Here is a 17,208-nt window from a genome sequence, read left to right as displayed (position 1 = left end):
CCGCCGGTTACTCACTCAAAGTTATATTAATATTACTCATCGTGATTTGCGCTGGTGAAAGTGACATCGAGGAGTCAGCGTCCGCCGCCCATGTACTTCGGGTCCGGCTGCGGCAGCGGCAGCGCTTCCTGGCCTTCGAGGATCTTCGACATCGCCCCGAACCAGGTCTGCGCCGGCGTCTTCCCGCCGAACATGTTCTCGCAGCCGCGGGTAGTCACGTTACCCGGGCCGAGGTAGCAGAGACCGCCACTTCCACCCTTCGGGCGGAACACCATCGCCGCGCCCGCGAGCTGTGGAGTGGCCCCGAGGTAGGATCCCGAGCCGTTACTCTGTGTGGTCCCGGTCTTACCCATCACCGGCCGGTTCCACCTGACGCCATTCGCGGCACCGAACGATGTGCCGCCGGGTGCGCTGTCCCTGCTCATGCCGACCGCGAGGGTATTGGCGAGACCTTCGGGGACCACCTGCTCGCAGGCGGCTTCCTTGACCGGCACCGGCTTTCCGTCCCGGTCGGTGACACCGGCCAGCGGGGTCGGCGGGCACCAGACGCCACCGCTCATGATCGTGGCACCGACGTTCGCCAGTTCCAAGCCGGACAGCGGGCTCACCCCGAGGGTGAAAGCACCGGTACCCGCCGAGTTCGGGCCCGGCCCCAAAGCCTGTTGCTGACTGATGTTGACCCCCCGGTTGGTGGAATTCGGGTCGACGTTGCCGCCACCGAGGTTGCTGGCCATGGTGTCGCGCATGCCGAGCTTGCGTGCCATCTCCACGATCGGCCCGGTGTTCCCAACCTTTTCCTCGAGGATCACGAACGCGGTGTTCGGCGAGGTCGCCAGCGCCTGCTGCAGCGACATGGACCCACCGGCGGGGTTGTAGTCAGCCGCGTTGCCGAGGCAGTACCAGCGAGAGCGCAGCGGCGGCCCGGTCGGGGCGCATTTGTTGCCACCACCGGTGAATACGTTGGAGGTATAGAAGTCGGGCACCGGGAGTGAGCTGTTGATCCCAGCCACACCGGCCTCCAGAGCCGCGGCGGCGGTGAAGACCTTGTACGCCGAGCCGGCGCCAGCGGTGTTGTAGACGCCGGAAGGCAACGCGAAGGTCGTCTGGCCCTGGTCTTCGTGAAGCCCGTAGTCACGGTTCGCCGCCAGCGCCACGACTTCGTGTCGTTGCTTGCCCGGTTTCACCAGTGAGAGCGTGTTCGCGACGTTGTCCTGCGTCTTCTTGACCTGGGCTTCGGCCGACATCTTGGCTTCGTGGTTCGCCCGTTCGTCCAAGGTGGTCTTGATCTGGTAACCGCCGGTGTAGAGGTCGTCCTTCGTCATTCCGGCCTCGAGGAGATAGTCCTCGACGTACTGGCAGAAGAAACCGTTCTCCGGACCGGCGCCGGTGCAGTTCGGCGCCGGTTTCTGCGGGCCGCCTTCGACGACGCCGAGTGGCTCGGCCTTGAACCGTTCCGCGTCCGCCTTCGCGAGCTTCTGGTTGTCGACCATGCGGTCCAGCACCAGGTTGCGGCGTTCGGTCGCCCTCGCCGGGTTCTTCCACGGGTCATTGAAGCTCGGGTTGTTCACCAGACCGGCCAGCAACGCCGCTTGCGGCACCGTGAGCTTCTCGACGGGCGTGTTGAAGTACGCGTTCGCGGCCGCGCCGACGCCGTAGATCTCGCGCGAGAACTCGACGACGTTCAGGTATCCGGTCAGGATCTGCATCTTGTTCAGCTTGGTTTCCAGCTGGATCGCGATCCTGGCTTCCTTCAGCTTCCGGGCGATCGACTGTTCCTGTGCGCGCTTCTGTCCCGGCTTGTCGTCCCGGTAGACGACGTTGATCAGGTAGTTCTTGACGTACTGCTGCGTCAGCGTCGACGCGCCTTGGGTGTCCCCGCCGGTGGTGTTGCTGACCGCGGCGCGCAGCGTTCCCTTCCAGTCCACCCCGTTGTGCTCGTAGAAGCGCTTGTCCTCGACCGAGATCAGCGCCCACTTCATGGCGTCGTTGATCTGGGTCTCGGTGGTGGGGACGCGGAACTGCTTGTACAGCGTCGCGATCTGCTTGCCGGTGTTGTCGGTGACGGTCGTCACCAAGGGCGGCGGGATGTCCGCAAGATCCGAAGATGTCTTGTCGACGGTCTCGCTCGCCTGGTTGGAGATCACGCCCGCGGCGCCCGCCACCGGGAACAGCATTCCCGCGACCAGCACCCCCGCGAGCACACACAGGCCAAGGAGCTTCAGTAGACCGTCCGTTTTGCGCACGCGGACCAGGGTACGCGGATCCCGTTAGCCCACCGTGACGTCACCTCGCTGTCGGTGCGGATCCGGTCACAAAATCGACCCCATTTGGTGACGGCTGGTAATGGGAGGCATCCTAGGGCTTGGCGGGGGGAACCGAGGGCCCCTACAGTCCGTCAACGTCTCACGTATGAAAAAGCCGACAGACGGGTGAGTGCGAGCGGCAGTCGCATTCGACCGAACGGAGGCACCGGCACCGGGGAGGTGTCGGCTGAACCGACGTGAGCACAAGGGAGACACGCTCATGGGGGCAGGAGCGCAGGCTTTTCGTCCCCCCGTGGTGTGTCGAACACCAGGGTAGGGAGCTGGGGGTATGGAGACCAAGCAGTCGAGCTGGCGGGTCAACGCGTCGTGCCGCGACACCGATCCGGACGGTTTGTTCGTCCGGGGTGCCGAGCAGAACCGGGCCAAGGCGGTCTGTCTTGGCTGCCCGGTCAGGACGGAATGTCTCGCCGAAGCGCTCGATGGCCGGATCAACTTCGGCATCTGGGGAGGTATGACCGAACGGGAACGGCGGGCGCTGCTGAGGCGGCGGCCGGACGTGACCAGCTGGGCGGACCTGCTTGAAGCGGCGAAGCGCAGTTTCACCGGGATCGACGAAGAGGAAGACGTACGCGTCCGAGTCTCGTGATCGAGAATCCGTGGAGGACCCCTTCCCTGAGTCCAAGGTTGGGAAGGAGTCCTTCACGGACCTTCAGGACTGCGTAGCGAGTCTTGTGCCGATGTCGCGCAGGCCTCCGAGATCGTGCACGTCACTGGGGAGCGCGGGCACCCGCACCAGCGGGACCTCGGGATGCGCCCGCGTGAACCTGGCGAGCAGCCGTGTCTCTCGTTCGGCCAGCGCGACCCGGTCCGCGTGCAGGCGGAGGACGGCTTCGGCCAGCGGTGCGCCGGTCTCGCCCTTCGCCAGCTGTTCCGCGGCCGCGAGGGCCTCGGGGCCGGTGAGCGGGGCGAGCACCGGATGTGTCCGGTTCGCGACCAGCCCGGCCAGCGGCATGCTCTCTTCCGAAAGCCGCTCCACGAAGTAGGACGCCTCGCGCAGCGCGTCCGGCTCCGGTGCGGCTATTACGAGAAAAGAAGTGCCGCCGGACCGCAGCAGCTCGGAGGTCTTGCGCGCGCGTTCGCGGAAACCGCCGAACATGCTGTCGAAGGCCTGCATGAACGCCGAAGCGTCGGTCAGCAGTTGGCCGCCGATGATCGTCGAGACGGCCTTCGCGAACATCGAGAACCCGGCGTTGACGACCTTGCGCAGACCCCAGCCACCCGCCTTCGCGGGGCCGGTGAGCAGCCGGATCATACGGCCGTCGAGCGCGCTGGAAAGCCGTGTCGGCGCGTCGAGGAAGTCCAGCGCGGACCGGCTCGGCGGCGTGTCGACGATGATCAGGTCCCACTCGTCGGTGGCCGCGAGCTGCCCCAGCTTCTCCATCGCCATGTACTCCTGCGTGCCGGAGAACGACGTGGAAATGGTCTGGTAGAAGGGGTTCTGCAGCAGCTGTTCGGCGCGTTCCGGGCCGGCGTGCACCCGCACCATGTCGTCGAACGTGCGGCGCATGTCGAGCATCATCGCCCAGAGTTCGCCCTTGGGCTCGAACCCTTCGACATGCACCTGTTTCGGGTGATTGCCCAGTTCACGCAGGCCGAGCGCCTGTGCCAGCCGCCGCGCCGGGTCGATGGTGAGCACCACCGTCTGCCGTCCGCGTTCGGCCGCGCGCAACGCCAGCGCCGCCGCGGTGGTCGTCTTGCCGACCCCGCCGGACCCGCAGCAGACGATGACCCGGCTTTCCGGATCGTCGATCAGCTTGTCGATCTCCAGGACGCCCGACATCAGCGCACTCCCTGCTCGGTCAGTGCTTCGGCGAGGTCGTAGAGCGCCGCGACGTCGACGCCGTCGGTCAGGTCCGGCAGCTCCAGGCCCGGCAGGTCCGCTTCGGCCAGCTGCTCGCGGGCGCGTTGCTCGGCCGCGACCCGGACGGCGTGCTCGACGGTCTCTTCGACCAGTGCGTCGAGGGTGCTCTCTGGCAGGTTCAGCCCGGCCGACGCGAGCCCGGCGCGGACGCGGGAGGCATCGACGCGGCCGTCGGCGGCGGCGGTCACCGAGCGCGCGGGCAGCCGCGGTGGGCGGACCCGGTTGACCAGGACCGCGCCGGGACGCAGATCCGCGCCGTCGAGTTCGGCGACCGCTTCGACGGTTTCCCGCACCGGCATCTCTTCGAGCAGCGTCACCAGGTGGATGGCGGTCTCGCCGGAGTGCAGCAGGCGGACGACGCCGTCGGCCTGGCCGCGGATCGGACCGGTCTTGGCGAGGTCGGTGAGTGCCTTGGTGACGTCGAGGAACTTCACGACCCGGCCGGTGGGGGGCGAGTCGACGACGACGGCGTCATAGGTGTGGCGGCCGTCGGATTCGGTCCGGCCGACGCATTCCTTGATCTTCCCGGTGAGCAGGACGTCACGCAGACCCGGCGCGAGGGTGGTCGCGAACTCGATCGCGCCCATCCGCCGCAGCGTCCGCCCGGCGAAACCGAGGTTGTAGAACATCTCGAAGTATTCGAGGAGCGCCGCCTCGACGTCGATGTGCAGCGCGCGCAGTTCGCCGCCGCCTGGAACGGCCGCGATGCGCTGCTCGGCGTACGGCAGCGGCTCGGTGTCGAAGAGCTGGGCGATGCCCTGACGGCCTTCGACCTCGATCAGCAGCACGCGGCGCCCGCCCTTGGCGAGCGCGAGGCCCAGCGAGGCGGCGAGCGTGGTCTTGCCCGTCCCGCCCTTGCCGGTGACGAAATGCAGCCGGGCTCTCGCGAGTTCGTCGGTCCAGCCGGCAAGGGGAGTGCTCACCGGTCCCACCCTAATTGAGTGGTCAGCTCGCCAGCATCATGACGCCGAGCGCAGCCGCGACCACCGCGACGATGGCCCAGGTCAGGGCCCCGGGCAGCACCGTGAGCATCACCACACCGAACAGCAGGAGAGCCACGAAGGCCACCGCGCCGGTGATCGCGACCGTCGCCGAGCTGTCCGTGCGGTCCCGTGCCTTCGCCATCAGGACCAGCACCAGCGGCAACCCGGCCGCGGCGAGCAGGACGGTCGCGACGATGCGCCAGGTCTCCACCCCGGTCAGCCTAGTGGGGGCTGAAGGGGACTTTCCCCGCATGCGACGCGGCGAAGGGAGCTTTCACCGCGTCCCATGCGGGGAAAGTCCCCTTCAGCTTCCGATCGGGGTCGCGGGCACGCACGGGACGGGTTTCGCGTGCGCCGGGTCGAGCGCGTTGAGGACGTGCCCGGCGGCGTTGCGGTCGGCGGCGACCCCGGCGTGCTCGGCCAGATCCAGCAGGCAGCCGTCCTGCAGGACGATGTTCTTCACGTTCGATCCCTTCCCGAGCCCGCTCGTGTACGGGACGACGGCTTCGTCGTAGCGGGTCAGGATGTTCGTGTACGTCACGCCAGGCTGGAAGATGCCGTTGCCGGCGCGCAGGTTCGTGAGGAACTCCGAACCGCGCAGGAACTGGCGGCACGATCCGCACACCGGGTCGAGGATGCCGTTGAAGCCGGGGCTGAGGCCCAGCGCGCCCGCGAGTGCGTACAGATGTGAGGCGCCGAACAGTGTCGTGCCGTCCCACAGCGGGGTCAGGCTGACGTACTTGTCCACTTTGGACGCACCGCCGAGGAACTTCACGTAATAAGAAGGCATCAGCGTGCCCTCGGAATGCCCGAGGATGTCCACCTTGGACGCGCCGGTCGCGCCGAGCACCTTGTCGACGAACGCCGACAGCTCTTTCGCGCTCTGTTCCATCGGCAGGAGCCCGCCCGGCTGGTAGAGCGGCAGCGGTTTCCCCGGGACGCCATAGGTCAGGGAGAAGACGCAGTACCCGTTGTTCTTGAGCAACGGGCCGAACGTCTGCCAGTTCACCGTCTGGTTGGCGCCGAGACCGTGCGCCAGCACCACGGGGTTCGGGTGGGCGGTACTCGGACGGCAGTCGAAATCGTTCGATCCGGGCGGCGGGCCGCCGGGAGTCGCCGCCTGCGCGGGCAGGGCGGCGGCGAGTGTCCACGGAACGGGAAGCTTCTGGACGGCGTTCGCCGGTGCAGCGCAGCTCAGGGCAAGTACCGCGGCCAGGAAGGCGGCGGAAAGGGACCTCGTTGTCCGCATGTCAGCGTCCTATCTACTCACGAGTAGGTGTGAAGTGAACCACATCGGCGGGAAATCGGCGAACGGCTCGCGAGAGGGTTTTCCGCATGTGTGTCGGGCGGGGTTGCCGGTTTGACTACGCTCCCGGACATGAGCGCCACCAAGTGGGAGTACGCGACCGTCCCCCTGTTGATCCACGCCACCAAGCAGATCCTCGACCAGTGGGGCGAGGACGGCTGGGAGCTCGTCACCGTGCTCCCGAACCCGACCGGCGAGCAGCACGTCGCCTACCTCAAACGAGCCAAGAACTAGGGGATTGAAGCCATGACCTGGAGCGATCGACTCGCCGAGCTCGGTATCGAACTGCCCGGCGTCGCCGCCCCGCTGGCGGCTTACGTGCCCGCCGTCCGCACCGGCTCGTACGTCTACACGTCCGGGCAGCTGCCCTTCGTCAAGGGTGAGCTCGAAGCGACCGGCAAGGTCGGCGCCGAGGTCAGCCCCGAAGAAGCGAAGCAGTACGCGCGGACTTCGATCCTCAACGCGCTCGCAGCGGTCGACTCGGTCGTCGGGATCGACAGCGTCGTGCGGGTGGTCAAGGTCGTCGGGTTCGTGGCGTCCGCGGAGGGCTTCACCGGTCAGCCCGCGGTGATCAACGGGGCGTCCGAGCTGCTCGGCGAGATCTTCGGCGAGGCGGGGATCCACGCCCGCTCGGCCGTCGGGGTCGCCGAGCTGCCGATCGGGGCGCCGGTCGAGATCGAATTGATCGTGGAGGTGAAGTGATGGACCCGGACATCGAGAAGTCCTCGCACGAGCTGCTGCTCCGGCTGGCCGGGCGGCTGCCGGACCAGCTTTTGTGGCGGTTCCGCGACTGGCTGGGCGAGGGCGCGATGGGCACGCTCGCGCGAACCCTGCCCAGGTCTTTGCTTAAGCACAGGATCGATCTGGACCAAACCGAGTATCGCCTGCTAGTCGCCGGGCTTATTCCTCACGGGGCCGACTGGCATCAGGTGAGTTCCACCCTGGGGGTAGACGACGTCACCGAGACCAGGTACACATTCACGCAGAGTGCGCCCGAATGGGTGAACTCCGTCGACTCTGTGTCCGTATTGATCCACGCGACGTTGCGGGGCCGGCCGGATGTGGGTGAAGTGCGGCAAAGCTGGCGACACCTCGGTGTGGTCGGTGAGGGTGGGGCGAAACGAGTCCTCCTGGTCACGGCGCTCAACGGGCTGCCGAGGCTGACCGGCGAACTGCAGCGCGTCCTGCGCGTGCTGGGTGACGAGGAGCCCGGCGTCGAGGTTCTCCCGCCGAGCATCGACCTCACCGGCTATCACCGTGTCGCGCTCGCCAACTCCGAGCTGGTCTGTGTGGGCGCGGTGGACACCGGAAGTCGGCTGGTCGCCGCTTAACGCTCGCACCACCAGGCGAGCCGGGAGGGAGCAGAGCAATGGTGGAGGTCCACGACGGCCCGCCCATGGACGGGTTCTCGGTGCCCCTGCGCCTGCATAACCTGTTACTGGCCCTGGCGGGTCGAATCGACGACAGTGCTTTGACCGAAGCGCGTGAGCTGATCGCGCGCGCACACATCGACGAAGCGGTGGAGCTCACCACCGGCACCCTGATCGCGGGGAAGATCCCGGTGAGCTCGTCCGAACAGCGTGAACTCGCGCTCGTCCTCGAGATGAGCCGGTCCGACGCCACCCTGGCGAACGACCTGCTCGTGGAAGAGGACGAGTCGGTGCTCACCCACCGGTTCACCGGGGAGAACCAGCCCGAATTCGGCCTCGCCGAGGCGCTCGACCGCACCCTCCAGGTGCTGCCGGACGTCCGTTCGGTGCACGCGGTGTGGCGGAACACGCCCGCCGGCAGCGTGCCAGGCTCGTTGCCGCAGCGGGTCGTCCTGGTCGAGATCGGCCCGGAGGGCAACCCGCCCGCGGTCGCGTTCCGCGTGGACACCGCGCTTCGCCGGGCGGGCATCCGCTCGGTCGTCGAGGTCGCGGGACCCGGTGTCGCACGGTCCGCGTACCACCAGGCCGCGTCGTCGGCCGCGAGTCCTGTCTGGGTAACCGGGAGTACCCATTCCAGTGACTTTCGGTCCGAGCCGGTGACCCCGCCGCCCGCTCTCGCTCCGGCTCCCGAGCCGGTCAAGGAGCAGCCGAGCAGGCACGGCCTGCGGCCGGTGGGCAGCGGCGGCCACGAACCGATCGAGTCGATCGCACCGGTGGTGCCGATCGTGCAGCAGGTATCCGCACCGGCGCCGTCTCCGGAGCAGTCGCCGCCACGCAAGTCACGGGCGGAGACCCGCGCCGAGCGCACGGCGGACCTGACCCCGGCCGAAGTGGCGCAGCTACGTCAGGCGCTCAAGGAGGACCCCGAAAAGGGTCGCGAGATCGCCTCGGGCAAGCCGAGCATGCACGAGGTCGTCGAGCTGCCCGCTCTCGACCTCGACGACCCCAGCCTGAGCGAGCGTGACCGTGCGCTCCTGCGCGAGCTGCACGCCGAGCTCGCCGAACGGGAGCGCGCCGAAGCGGCGAAGATCCGGCTGAACGGTGCTTCGCGCAGCAGTGGCTCTAGCTGGTCTTCGTAAGCCCTACGCGTTTCGTCCTCTAGTTGCGGTGGTTGCACGCGCAACTATCGCAACTAGAGGACGAAACGCGATGTTAGGTTGCGGGTGTGGCTGAAGAACTGACATTCGACATCCCGGTGGGGGCCGGGGTGGGCACCCGCGCCAACGCCGACGGCGAGCCGGTGACGCCCAAGGACGCGGCGACCGTGATCCTCCTCCGCGACGGCTCCGACGGCGTCGAGGTCTTCCTGCAGCACCGGGTCAAGGGCATGCCGTTCGCGGGCGGGATGACCGTGTTCCCCGGCGGCGGGGTGGACTCGCGTGACGTCGACACCTCGGTGAGTTGGGCCGGCCCGAAACCGGCTTGGTGGGCGGAGCGCTTCGGGTGCGGGGAATCGCTGGCCCGCGCCCTGGTGTGCGCGGCCGTGCGGGAGACGTTCGAGGAGTCGGGCGTGCTGCTCGCGAGCCTCGGGGACACCGTCGTCACCGACACGACGCCGTACCACGACGCTCGCGAAAAGCTGGTCTCCCGCGAACTCTCGCTCGCCGCGTTCCTCGAAGCGAACGGCCTGACACTGCGCGCGGATCTCTTGCGGCCGTGGGCGAACTGGGTCACCCCGCCCCAGGAACCGCGCCGCTACGACACCTGCTTCTTCGTCGCCGTTCTGCCCAAGGGGCAGCAGGCGGACAGCGCCACCTCCGAAGCCGTCAGCTCCGGTTGGCAGCGGCCGGAGGAAGCCATCGCCGACGCCAAGGAAGGGCGCCGCATGCTCATGCCACCGACCTGGATCACGCTCGCGGAGCTGGGCGCTTTCGACATGGCGGCCGCGGCTCAGGCCGTCGAGCGCGAGATCGTGAAGATCATGCCGACGCTGGTGCGTGACGGCGACAAGGTCCGCGTCGTGCTGGACCCGGCGTGAACGCCCCCGCGTACGGCGTGCTGCGCCGCGTCACGCCGACGGCTTCCGTGCTACTGGAACACAATCCGTCGTCGATGACGTTGGAAGGCACCAATTCCTGGGTGCTGCGCGGATCCGATGCGACCGGTTCCGTTGTCGTCGACCCCGGTCACGAGGACATCGAACATTTGACACTGCTGGCGGAAACCGGCGCCGTCGAGCTGATCGTCCTGACCCACCATCACCCCGACCACGCGGAGGGCGCGCCCTGGTTCGCCGAGCGCGTCGGCGCTCCGGTGCGGGCCTTCGACGAGTCGCTGTGCATCGGCGGTAAGTCCCTTGTGGACGGTGAAGTGATCGAGGCGGGCGGCGTGGAGATCTCCGTGCTGCACACGCCAGGGCACACCGGCGACTCGATCTGCCTGGTGTCCGACGGGCAGATCCTGACCGGCGACACCATTCTCGGCCGCGGGACGACCGTGCTGCACGACCTCGGCGATTACCTGCGCTCCCTGCGGAAGCTCATCGAGCTGCCCGCCGGGACCGTCGGCCTGCCGGGACACGGCCCCGAACTGCCCGACCTGGCCGCGACCGCGCGCGAATACCTGGCGCACCGGGAAGAACGGCTCGATCAGGTGCGTTCGGCACTGAAGACCCTCGGCGCGGACGCCACCCCGCGCCAGGTGGTCGAGGTCGTCTACGCCGACGTCGACAAGGCTTTGTGGACGCCCGCCGAGTGGAGTGTGCGGGCGCAGTTGGACTACCTGAGGTCGGAGGACGGCGAATGAGTGACGTCGAGGTCGAGTTCTACTGGCGCCCTGGATGCGGGTTCTGCGCGGCGCTGGAACGGCCGTTGTCGAAGAGCGGGTTCAAGGTGAAGGCGGTCAACATCTGGGAGGACCCGGACGCGGCCGCGCGCGTGCGCTCGGTGGCGAACGGAAACGAGGTCGTGCCGACAGTCTTCGTGGGCTCGAAGGCAATGGTGAACCCTTCGTTCGCGGAGGTCGAGGCCGCGGTGAAGGACGCTTCGGCCTGAGTTGCGGCCGGTGTTGGCGCGCGTGCGGGCTCCGCGCCGGGCGGGAGTCGCGAAAGCCACTTTCGCGACGTCTGATGTCCCCAAAGTGGCTTTCGGGACACCTTCCTCGGTAAGACATTTATGGGACGGTCGAGAGGGTGTCAGGTCTCGTAGACGGGTCCGCTCCGGCCGCCCTGACCACCCACGAGGCCGGTTCAGCGCGGCAGCATCGGCATCACGTAGTAGGTCAGGTCCACATCGCCCGGCTCCACCGCGCGGATGACGCAGGCCCGCATCCCGGGTTGGATGCCGAGCCGCACCCGCTCTCCGGCGAACCCCTGCAGCGCGTCCAAGAGGTACCGCGCCTGGAACGAGGGCGACGTCCGGCCGCCGGAAACCTCGGCCTTCAGAGTCTCTTCGGCCTCGCCGGTGTCCTGCTTGGAACTGGCCAGCCGCAGGTGCGAGTCGCCGACCTCCAGTGTCAGCACCCGGCGCTCGTCCGCGTAGACACCGACCCGGCGCACAGCGGCGGCCAGCGCGTCGGCGGCGACCTCGACCGTGGTGTCCACAGTGGACGACTCGATCAGCTTCTCCGACAGGAATCCCGCGTCGAGCACGGCGGTGGTGACGGTGACCCCGGCCCAGCTCAACCCGAACCGGGTGCCGTCGCCGTGCAGGCCGACGGTGCCACGCGCCTGCTTCGCCGTCTCGGCCAGGAGACCCGCCGGGACCAGCGCGTCGATCGGTTCGCCCTCGCAGCGCAGCGGCAGGGTGGCCACGGCCATCCGGTACCGGTCGGACGCGGTCAGCCGCAGCTCACGGCTGAAGCTCTGCACTCGGACGCCGGTGAACATCGGCAGCGCGTCGTCCTTGGCCGCCGTGCCCGCGACGGTGCGCAACGCCGTCACCAGCGCGGCACCGTCCACTTCGGACACCTTGGGTGGCATTTCCGAGAGCTGTAGTTCACGGCTCAGCAACGGCAGCGCGAACCGGCCGCCTTCGACTCGCACGGCCAGCCTCGAACCCTCGACGACCAGGCGCACCAGATCGTCGTCGAGCATGCGCAGCGTCTCCGCGAGCGGCCCCGCCGGGACCATGACCTCGCCGTCGGTGTGGACGACGGCGTCGCTGGTCAGGCGGACCGCTCGTTCGCTGTCGTTGCCGCCGACGGTCAGGCCGTCCCGCCCGGCGCGCAGAAGCAGACCGGAGCGGGCCGAGAGCAACCGTGCGGCGGCGGAAACGGCGGACGAGAGGGAGCGGGTGGCGGCAGTCAGGTCCATGCCCGCAAGTTAGCGGGCGGCACCGACAAGTTCGGAGGCTTCGGCGACGGTTCCGGACGGCTGGGGGCGGAAGGTGCCGCGTAGCAGCCAGACCACCGCGGCGAGCGCGAAACCGACGGCGCCGGCGGCGAGGAACGCCGCTTCGTGCCCCGCGTGCTCGACGAGGTAGCCGCTGATCGACTGTCCGAACGCCAGGCCGAGGGTCACCGCGGTGAGCACCCAGCCGAACGCCTCGGCCGCCGTGCCCTCCGGCGCGGCGATCTCGATGGCCGCCGAGTGTGTCGTCGACTGCGGCGTGATGAGCGCACCCGCGGCGAGCATGGCGAGCGCGAGGCCCCAGAGCGACCCCGGCAGCGCGAGCAGCGCCACCAGTGCGCCGAATCCGGCGAGCAGCACCGGCAGCCGCAGGCCCATCTGCCGCGGCCACGGGCGCAGGCTGTACGCGACGCCGAACGCGACCGAACTGACCGACCAAGCCGAAAGCAGCAGCCCGCCGATCGAGGTGTTCCCGGCCTCGGCGGCGGCGGCCGGGACGGCGACCTCGACGAATCCGATCACGGCGCCGAAGCCCAGCGCGGCGAGCGCGAGTGTGCGCATCCCGGGACTGGCCAGCGCGCCGAGCAGTTTGCCGCCCGACGACGGAGCCGGTCCCCAGGACCGCACGGTCGGGCTCAGTGCGAACAGCACCGCACCCGCGATCATGGTCACCGCGCCGATCACGATGCCGGTGCCCGCCCACGGTGCGGCGATCAGCAGCCCGGCGAACCCCGGACCGAGGATGAAGAAGACCTCCATGCTGATGGCTTCGTACGAGAACGCGGCGTTCCGTGTCGGCCCGGCGGGCAGGAGCCGTGTCCACAGCGCTCGCGAGGCCGAGCCGACCATCGGCTCGGTGATCCCGGTGCCGAAGGCGAGGAGGACCAGCACGAGCGTCGGCGCGTGCGCCTCGATCGCGAACACCAGCGTGGTCATCGCCAGCGCGAAGAGCACCGTGGTCGTCAGCAGCGGCCGAGTCGGCCCGAAGCGGTCGATGAGCCGTCCCTGCACGACCGCGCCGACGGAGACGCCGACCAGCGACCCGGCCGACACCAGTCCGGCCGAGGCGAAGGAGCCCGTCTCACGCTGGACGTAGAGCAGCGCGGAAATCCCGATCATGGCGATCGGCAGGCGGGCGAGCAAGGACGCGATGACCGCCCCGCGGGATCCGGGCGCGGTCAGCGCGGCCCGGTAGTCGGCGAGGGAGGTGCGGTGGCTCTCGGCGGAAGCGGACACAGACTGGGACACGCGTACCAGTATGAACTACTTTGGTACGGAAGTACCAGATCTGCGGCGGTAAGTTTGGTCACCGCCGAATTCGGGTACCACGCCGATTGAAGCGCCCTGGTTCATCACGATCGAGTAACAGTCGGCCCATTCTGGGTCATTCGGGGCAACAAATCGACGCAGATGGCGTCCTTGAGGGTGAAAGAACTTGAGTTCACGGCCGGCGGCCGTGGATGGTTGTACGACAACACAGGAACTCCCAGCTCCCTCCGGTGTACGGGTCGGGGCCTTGTTTCCGGAGGGCGGGGAGCGCGGATCGTCGGGGGATGGCCCGCGCACAGCGAAGAGCCGGTGCGCCACGTCGGGGGTGGCGCCCGGCTCTTCGTTGTCTCTCCCGCGAGTAGTCCTCTACTTGCGGTACTTGAACGCACAACTGCCGCAAGTAGAGGACTACTCGCGGCAGTTGCGGGGTACCGTCAGTTACCTACCGGGCGCGGCGGGCCAGGCGCTCCGGGTCCAGGATCAGGACGCTCTTGCCCTCGAGCCGCAGCCAGCCACGGTGCGCGAAGTCGGCGAGAGCCTTGTTGACGGTCTCGCGCGAAGCGCCGACGTACTGGGCGATCTCTTCCTGCGTCAGGTCGTGCGTGACCCGCAGCAGACCGGCTTCCTGGCTGCCGAACCGCTGCGCGAGCTGGAGCAGCGCCCTGGCGACACGGCCGGGGACGTCGGTGAAGATCAGCTCGGCGACCATGTTGTTCGTCCGGCGCAGCCTACGGGCGACCACGCGCAGTAACTGCTCGGCGATCTCCGGGCGGGTGGAGATCCACTGCCGCAGCGCCGGGCGGTCCATCGTCACCGCGCGGACCTCGGTGACGGTCGTCGCGCTGGACGTCCGCGGGCCGGGGTCGAAAATGGACAGCTCGCCGAACATGTCGGACGGGCCGAAGATGCCCAGCAGGTTCTCGCGGCCGTCCGGTGACTTGCGGCCGATCTTCACCTTGCCGGACTGGATGATGTAAAGCTTGTCGCCGGGTTCACCCTCGTTGAAGATGACATGCCCGCGAGGGAACTCCACGGATTCCAAGGTCTGTGCCAGCGCCTCGGCGGCTGCCGGCTCAACACCCTGGAAAATGCCCGCTCGGGCCAGGGTTTCGTCCACCTCGGGTGCCTCCTCATCGAGATACGACGTCGATCCCCCACTGCCGGGGACCGTGTCGCCGCTCACTTGTGCGTCAGTCTAGGTCGTGCGCGCGAGATCGCTCGTCGGCACGCCGCAGGCGCGTCCGTGCCGGGAATGATCTCGCTCGAACGTGGAGCCTAACTCCGCACGCGTCGCGCGCGTAGCCTGGCCGCCTTCCCGCCCAGCCTGCGCAGCCGGAACAGCTCGAGCGCGCGCCCGATTCCGTGCCCGTAAAGTGCCCGGACCTCGTTGGGCTGCGCCTGCTCGAGGAACTCCTCGACTTCGTTCTCCTGCACCGCGACGTGCTTGAGCCTGGTCTCCACGCGTTCCATGAACAGCGCGAAGAACATGATCACCAAGGGAACGAGGATGACGAACCAGACGGTCATGCGCCCTGCCCCGGGAATTCCGAAAAATTGTGCATTACTCCAGATCCTCGCTCATGGCGTCCTCGATCGAAGCGCCGAGGTGGTGCTCTGGCGTGTCGGCCGTCGACCGGCGGGTGCTCCCCACTGGCTCGTCCGATGGCGCCCGTAGGCTATCGGGGTGCCCCCTGCCCTCACCAATGCCCCCCGTGCGGGGGGTAAAGGTGAAAGCCGGCTCGCGTTGGTGAGACGCGCCAGGCGGATGAAGCGTTGCCTCGACGACGAGTTCCCGGACGCGCGCTGCGAGCTTGACTTCACCACTCCGCTCGAACTGCTGGTCGCGGTCGTGCTGTCGGCACAGACCACCGACGTCCGCGTGAACCAGGTCACGCCCGCGCTGTTCGCGCGCTATCGAAGTGCCGCCGACTACGCCGGTGCCGATCGCGCCGAACTCGAGGAGTACCTCCGGTCGACGGGGTTCTTCCGCGCCAAGGCGAACTCGGTGCTGGGGCTGGGCGCCGCGCTGGTGGAGCGCTTTGACGGTGAAGTCCCCGGTAAGCTGAAGGACCTCGTCACGCTGCCCGGTGTCGGCCGCAAGACGGCCAACGTCGTGCTCGGTGACGCCTTCGGGGTGCCAGGGATCACCGTCGACACCCATTTCGGCCGCCTGGTCCGCCGCTGGGGCTGGACCGAGGAGGAAGACCCGGTCAAGGTCGAGCACGCCGTCGGCGAGCTGATCCCGCGCAAGGAGTGGACGCTCCTCTCGCACCGGACGATCTTCCACGGCCGCCGCGTCTGTCACGCCCGCAAACCCGCCTGTGGCGCCTGTCCGCTGGCCAAGATGTGCCCCTCGTACGGAGCCGGCCCGACAGGGTTCGAAGAAGCCGCGAAGCTGGTCAAGGGCGAGGAACGTGAGCACATCCTGGATCTGGCGGCGCGCCGGTGACCAGGGTCACCAAATTGGCGCTCGGCGCCGCCGTGCTGGTGGTGGCTTTGCTCGTCGCGTTGCTCACGGCCCGTGACGACCGGGCGCAGGTCAAGACGTCGGGGGATCTCACGGCCGCCCGCGCGAAGGCCGCGCTCACCGCGTGTCCGCCGCCCGGGCCGGGTGAGGTGGCGAAGCTGCGCGGGGTCGATGTCGAATGCCTCGGTGATGGCTCCCGGGTCGACCTCGCCAGGGTGCTTTCCGGCGGTCCCGTGCTGGTCAACCTGTGGGCTTCGTGGTGCCAGCCGTGCCGTGCCGAACTGCCGCTGCTCCAGGAGTACGCCGCGCAGGCCGGTGCCGCTCGGGTACTCCTCGCCCAGGTCGCGAGTTCCGGGGCCGACGGGCTGGCGATGCTGGCCGAACTGGGCGTCCGGCTGCCGTCCGTGTTCGACGGTGACGGACAGTCGGGGCCCGTGCGGATGGCACTGAAGGTCCCTCCATCCCTTCCCGCGACGTACCTGGTCACGGGGGGCGGAGACGTCCGGCTCATCGAGAACCCACGCGTTTTCCTGAACACTGAGCAGGTGCGCGCCGCTGTGGAAGGGACACCATGACCGGCCCCCTCGTGGACACCGATGCCGTGCCCGCCTGGTTGCAACCGCTGGTCAAGATCAGCGGAGACGTCGGCGCGGACACCTTCAGCCGGTTCAGCGTCCCGCCGGACGCCAGCTACCGGCCGGCGTCCGTCCTGATGCTCTTCGGCGAGGGCCCGCGGGGGCCGGACGTCCTGCTCCAGCGCCGCGCCGACACCCTCGGCTCGCACGCCGGTCAGGTCTCCTTCCCCGGCGGGGGCGCCGAGCCCGGGGACGACGGGCCGGTCGGCACCGCGCTGCGCGAGGCGGAGGAGGAGACCGGCGTCGTGCCTTCCGGCGTGCTGCCGCTGGCGGTCTTCCCCGAACTGTTCGTGCCGGTGTCCGGGTTCGCCGTGACGCCCGTGCTCGCCTACTGGCGGACGCCGTCCCCGGTGCACGCGGTCGATCCCGGCGAGACGGCGGCGGTGGCCAGGGTGCCAATCGCCGAACTCACCGACCCGGCCAACCGGTTCCAAGTCGAGCGCGAGGGCTTCGGCTGGAAGGGGCCGGCGTTCGACGTCGGCGGTCTGTTCGTCTGGGGCTTCACGGGCGGCCTGCTGGCGATGACGCTGTCGCTCGGCGGCTGGGAACGCGACTGGGACCACGGCGACGTCCGAGAGCTTGACGTAGCGTTGGCCGAACATCAGGCGCGGGTCGACGGGCGGCAAGTGCCGGAGAAGGAGTAGG

General features: G+C 68.6%; 20 protein-coding genes. 11 read left to right on the top strand and 9 right to left on the bottom strand.

What is annotated here, in order from left to right:
* Nucleotides 1-74 precede the first annotated feature (74 nt).
* Nucleotides 75-2,243, bottom strand: a complete 2,169-nt coding sequence (locus ACM6LR_RS05520; RefSeq protein WP_414943286.1) for a transglycosylase domain-containing protein — start codon at nucleotides 2,241-2,243, stop codon at nucleotides 75-77.
* A gap of 349 nt (nucleotides 2,244-2,592) precedes the next feature.
* On the opposite strand from ACM6LR_RS05520, the gene ACM6LR_RS05515 reads away from it, so the two are divergent.
* Nucleotides 2,593-2,910, top strand: a complete 318-nt coding sequence (locus ACM6LR_RS05515) for a WhiB family transcriptional regulator (protein ID WP_414936975.1) — start codon at nucleotides 2,593-2,595, stop codon at nucleotides 2,908-2,910.
* A 63-nt stretch (nucleotides 2,911-2,973) separates the two neighbouring features.
* Here the strand turns inward: ACM6LR_RS05515 and ACM6LR_RS05510 are convergent, their stop codons facing one another.
* The 4 genes from ACM6LR_RS05510 to ACM6LR_RS05495 form a co-directional block, all read right to left on the bottom strand.
* Nucleotides 2,974-4,104 (bottom strand): ArsA family ATPase, encoded by a 1,131-nt coding sequence (locus ACM6LR_RS05510; RefSeq protein ID WP_414936976.1) that lies wholly within the window; start codon nucleotides 4,102-4,104, stop codon nucleotides 2,974-2,976.
* Complete coding sequence (locus ACM6LR_RS05505; RefSeq protein ID WP_414936977.1) at nucleotides 4,104-5,108, bottom strand: ArsA-related P-loop ATPase; 1,005 nt, start codon at nucleotides 5,106-5,108, stop codon at nucleotides 4,104-4,106. Before ACM6LR_RS05505 ends, ACM6LR_RS05510 begins: the two co-directional genes overlap by 1 nt.
* 22 nt (nucleotides 5,109-5,130) lie before the next feature.
* Entirely contained in the window at nucleotides 5,131-5,379 is a 249-nt protein-coding gene (locus ACM6LR_RS05500; RefSeq protein WP_414936978.1) for a hypothetical protein, read from the bottom strand.
* 93 nt (nucleotides 5,380-5,472) lie between these two features.
* Nucleotides 5,473-6,417: an esterase/lipase family protein gene (locus ACM6LR_RS05495; protein WP_414943285.1), complete on the bottom strand. Its 945-nt coding sequence runs from the start codon at nucleotides 6,415-6,417 to the stop codon at nucleotides 5,473-5,475.
* Between the two features lie 129 nt (nucleotides 6,418-6,546).
* Here ACM6LR_RS05495 and ACM6LR_RS05490 point away from each other — a divergent pair, with 129 nt between their 5' ends.
* The 7 genes from ACM6LR_RS05490 to ACM6LR_RS05460 all read left to right on the top strand — a co-directional run bounded on the left by ACM6LR_RS05490 (nucleotide 6,547) and on the right by ACM6LR_RS05460 (nucleotide 10,897).
* Nucleotides 6,547-6,708, top strand: coding sequence for a DUF4177 domain-containing protein (locus tag ACM6LR_RS05490; protein WP_005166970.1), 162 nt, complete (start codon nucleotides 6,547-6,549; stop codon nucleotides 6,706-6,708).
* Nucleotides 6,709-6,720: 12 nt separating this feature from the next.
* Nucleotides 6,721-7,176, top strand: a complete 456-nt coding sequence (locus ACM6LR_RS05485; RefSeq protein ID WP_414936982.1) for a RidA family protein — start codon at nucleotides 6,721-6,723, stop codon at nucleotides 7,174-7,176.
* Entirely contained in the window at nucleotides 7,176-7,805 is a 630-nt protein-coding gene (locus ACM6LR_RS05480) for a hypothetical protein (RefSeq protein ID WP_414936983.1), read from the top strand. The genes ACM6LR_RS05485 and ACM6LR_RS05480 overlap by 1 nt, the downstream gene beginning before the upstream one ends.
* A 38-nt stretch (nucleotides 7,806-7,843) precedes the next feature.
* The gene (locus ACM6LR_RS05475) at nucleotides 7,844-8,983 is read left to right on the top strand and encodes a hypothetical protein (RefSeq protein WP_414943284.1); all 1,140 of its coding nucleotides are present in this window, start codon (nucleotides 7,844-7,846) and stop codon (nucleotides 8,981-8,983) included.
* An 86-nt stretch (nucleotides 8,984-9,069) separates the two neighbouring features.
* Nucleotides 9,070-9,882 (top strand): NUDIX hydrolase, encoded by an 813-nt coding sequence (locus ACM6LR_RS05470; protein ID WP_414936985.1) that lies wholly within the window; start codon nucleotides 9,070-9,072, stop codon nucleotides 9,880-9,882.
* On the top strand, nucleotides 9,879-10,649 hold the full coding sequence (locus ACM6LR_RS05465; RefSeq protein WP_414936986.1) for an MBL fold metallo-hydrolase: 771 nt from the start codon (nucleotides 9,879-9,881) through the stop codon (nucleotides 10,647-10,649). The genes ACM6LR_RS05470 and ACM6LR_RS05465 overlap by 4 nt, the downstream gene beginning before the upstream one ends.
* Nucleotides 10,646-10,897 (top strand): glutaredoxin domain-containing protein, encoded by a 252-nt coding sequence (locus ACM6LR_RS05460; RefSeq protein ID WP_414936987.1) that lies wholly within the window; start codon nucleotides 10,646-10,648, stop codon nucleotides 10,895-10,897. Before ACM6LR_RS05465 ends, ACM6LR_RS05460 begins: the two co-directional genes overlap by 4 nt.
* 194 nt (nucleotides 10,898-11,091) lie before the next feature.
* Here the strand turns inward: ACM6LR_RS05460 and dnaN are convergent, their stop codons facing one another.
* The 4 genes from dnaN to ACM6LR_RS05440 all read right to left on the bottom strand — a co-directional run bounded on the left by dnaN (nucleotide 11,092) and on the right by ACM6LR_RS05440 (nucleotide 14,988).
* Nucleotides 11,092-12,156, bottom strand: coding sequence for a DNA polymerase III subunit beta (gene dnaN, locus ACM6LR_RS05455; protein WP_414936988.1), 1,065 nt, complete (start codon nucleotides 12,154-12,156; stop codon nucleotides 11,092-11,094).
* A gap of 9 nt (nucleotides 12,157-12,165) precedes the next feature.
* On the bottom strand, nucleotides 12,166-13,428 hold the full coding sequence (locus tag ACM6LR_RS05450; RefSeq protein ID WP_414937131.1) for an MFS transporter: 1,263 nt from the start codon (nucleotides 13,426-13,428) through the stop codon (nucleotides 12,166-12,168).
* 475 nt (nucleotides 13,429-13,903) lie between these two features.
* Nucleotides 13,904-14,578, bottom strand: coding sequence for a Crp/Fnr family transcriptional regulator (locus ACM6LR_RS05445; protein WP_003081747.1), 675 nt, complete (start codon nucleotides 14,576-14,578; stop codon nucleotides 13,904-13,906).
* A 158-nt stretch (nucleotides 14,579-14,736) separates the two neighbouring features.
* Nucleotides 14,737-14,988, bottom strand: coding sequence for a hypothetical protein (locus ACM6LR_RS05440; protein ID WP_005166943.1), 252 nt, complete (start codon nucleotides 14,986-14,988; stop codon nucleotides 14,737-14,739).
* 238 nt (nucleotides 14,989-15,226) lie between these two features.
* Between ACM6LR_RS05440 and nth the strand changes: the two genes are divergently transcribed.
* Genes nth through ACM6LR_RS05425 form a run of 3 tightly spaced genes read left to right on the top strand, consistent with a single transcriptional unit; the run spans nucleotide 15,227 to nucleotide 17,207 of the window.
* On the top strand, nucleotides 15,227-15,910 hold the full coding sequence (nth, locus tag ACM6LR_RS05435; RefSeq protein WP_414943524.1) for an endonuclease III: 684 nt from the start codon (nucleotides 15,227-15,229) through the stop codon (nucleotides 15,908-15,910).
* Nucleotides 15,907-16,503 carry a TlpA family protein disulfide reductase gene (locus ACM6LR_RS05430; RefSeq protein ID WP_414936989.1) on the top strand — a complete coding sequence of 199 codons (597 nt, stop codon included), beginning with the start codon at nucleotides 15,907-15,909 and terminating at the stop codon, nucleotides 16,501-16,503. Before nth ends, ACM6LR_RS05430 begins: the two co-directional genes overlap by 4 nt.
* Nucleotides 16,500-17,207 (top strand): NUDIX hydrolase, encoded by a 708-nt coding sequence (locus ACM6LR_RS05425; protein ID WP_414936990.1) that lies wholly within the window; start codon nucleotides 16,500-16,502, stop codon nucleotides 17,205-17,207. The genes ACM6LR_RS05430 and ACM6LR_RS05425 overlap by 4 nt, the downstream gene beginning before the upstream one ends.
* The last annotated feature ends 1 nt before the right edge of the window (nucleotide 17,208 follow it).

The organism is Amycolatopsis sp. cmx-11-32 (assembly GCF_047608695.1).
Lineage (GTDB): Bacteria > Actinomycetota > Actinomycetes > Mycobacteriales > Pseudonocardiaceae > Amycolatopsis.
Note: the sequence above shows the minus strand (reverse complement) of the source record. Positions and strands in the feature narration are given on the sequence as shown.

Excerpts from the sequence above, each read along its gene's own strand:
- ACM6LR_RS05515 (WP_414936975.1), top strand. The coding sequence starts at position 2,593 with ATGGAGACCAAGCAGTCGAGCTGGCGGGTCAACGCGTCGTGCCGCGAC.
- ACM6LR_RS05510 (WP_414936976.1), bottom strand. The coding sequence starts at position 4,104 with ATGTCGGGCGTCCTGGAGATCGACAAGCTGATCGACGATCCGGAAAGC.
- ACM6LR_RS05495 (WP_414943285.1), bottom strand. The coding sequence starts at position 6,417 with ATGCGGACAACGAGGTCCCTTTCCGCCGCCTTCCTGGCCGCGGTACTT.
- ACM6LR_RS05490 (WP_005166970.1), top strand. The coding sequence starts at position 6,547 with ATGAGCGCCACCAAGTGGGAGTACGCGACCGTCCCCCTGTTGATCCAC.
- ACM6LR_RS05485 (WP_414936982.1), top strand. The coding sequence starts at position 6,721 with ATGACCTGGAGCGATCGACTCGCCGAGCTCGGTATCGAACTGCCCGGC.
- ACM6LR_RS05480 (WP_414936983.1), top strand. The coding sequence starts at position 7,176 with ATGGACCCGGACATCGAGAAGTCCTCGCACGAGCTGCTGCTCCGGCTG.
- ACM6LR_RS05475 (WP_414943284.1), top strand. The coding sequence starts at position 7,844 with ATGGTGGAGGTCCACGACGGCCCGCCCATGGACGGGTTCTCGGTGCCC.
- ACM6LR_RS05460 (WP_414936987.1), top strand. The coding sequence starts at position 10,646 with ATGAGTGACGTCGAGGTCGAGTTCTACTGGCGCCCTGGATGCGGGTTC.
- dnaN (WP_414936988.1), bottom strand. The coding sequence starts at position 12,156 with ATGGACCTGACTGCCGCCACCCGCTCCCTCTCGTCCGCCGTTTCCGCC.
- ACM6LR_RS05440 (WP_005166943.1), bottom strand. The coding sequence starts at position 14,988 with ATGACCGTCTGGTTCGTCATCCTCGTTCCCTTGGTGATCATGTTCTTC.
- nth (WP_414943524.1), top strand. The coding sequence starts at position 15,227 with ATGAAGCGTTGCCTCGACGACGAGTTCCCGGACGCGCGCTGCGAGCTT.
- ACM6LR_RS05425 (WP_414936990.1), top strand. The coding sequence starts at position 16,500 with ATGACCGGCCCCCTCGTGGACACCGATGCCGTGCCCGCCTGGTTGCAA.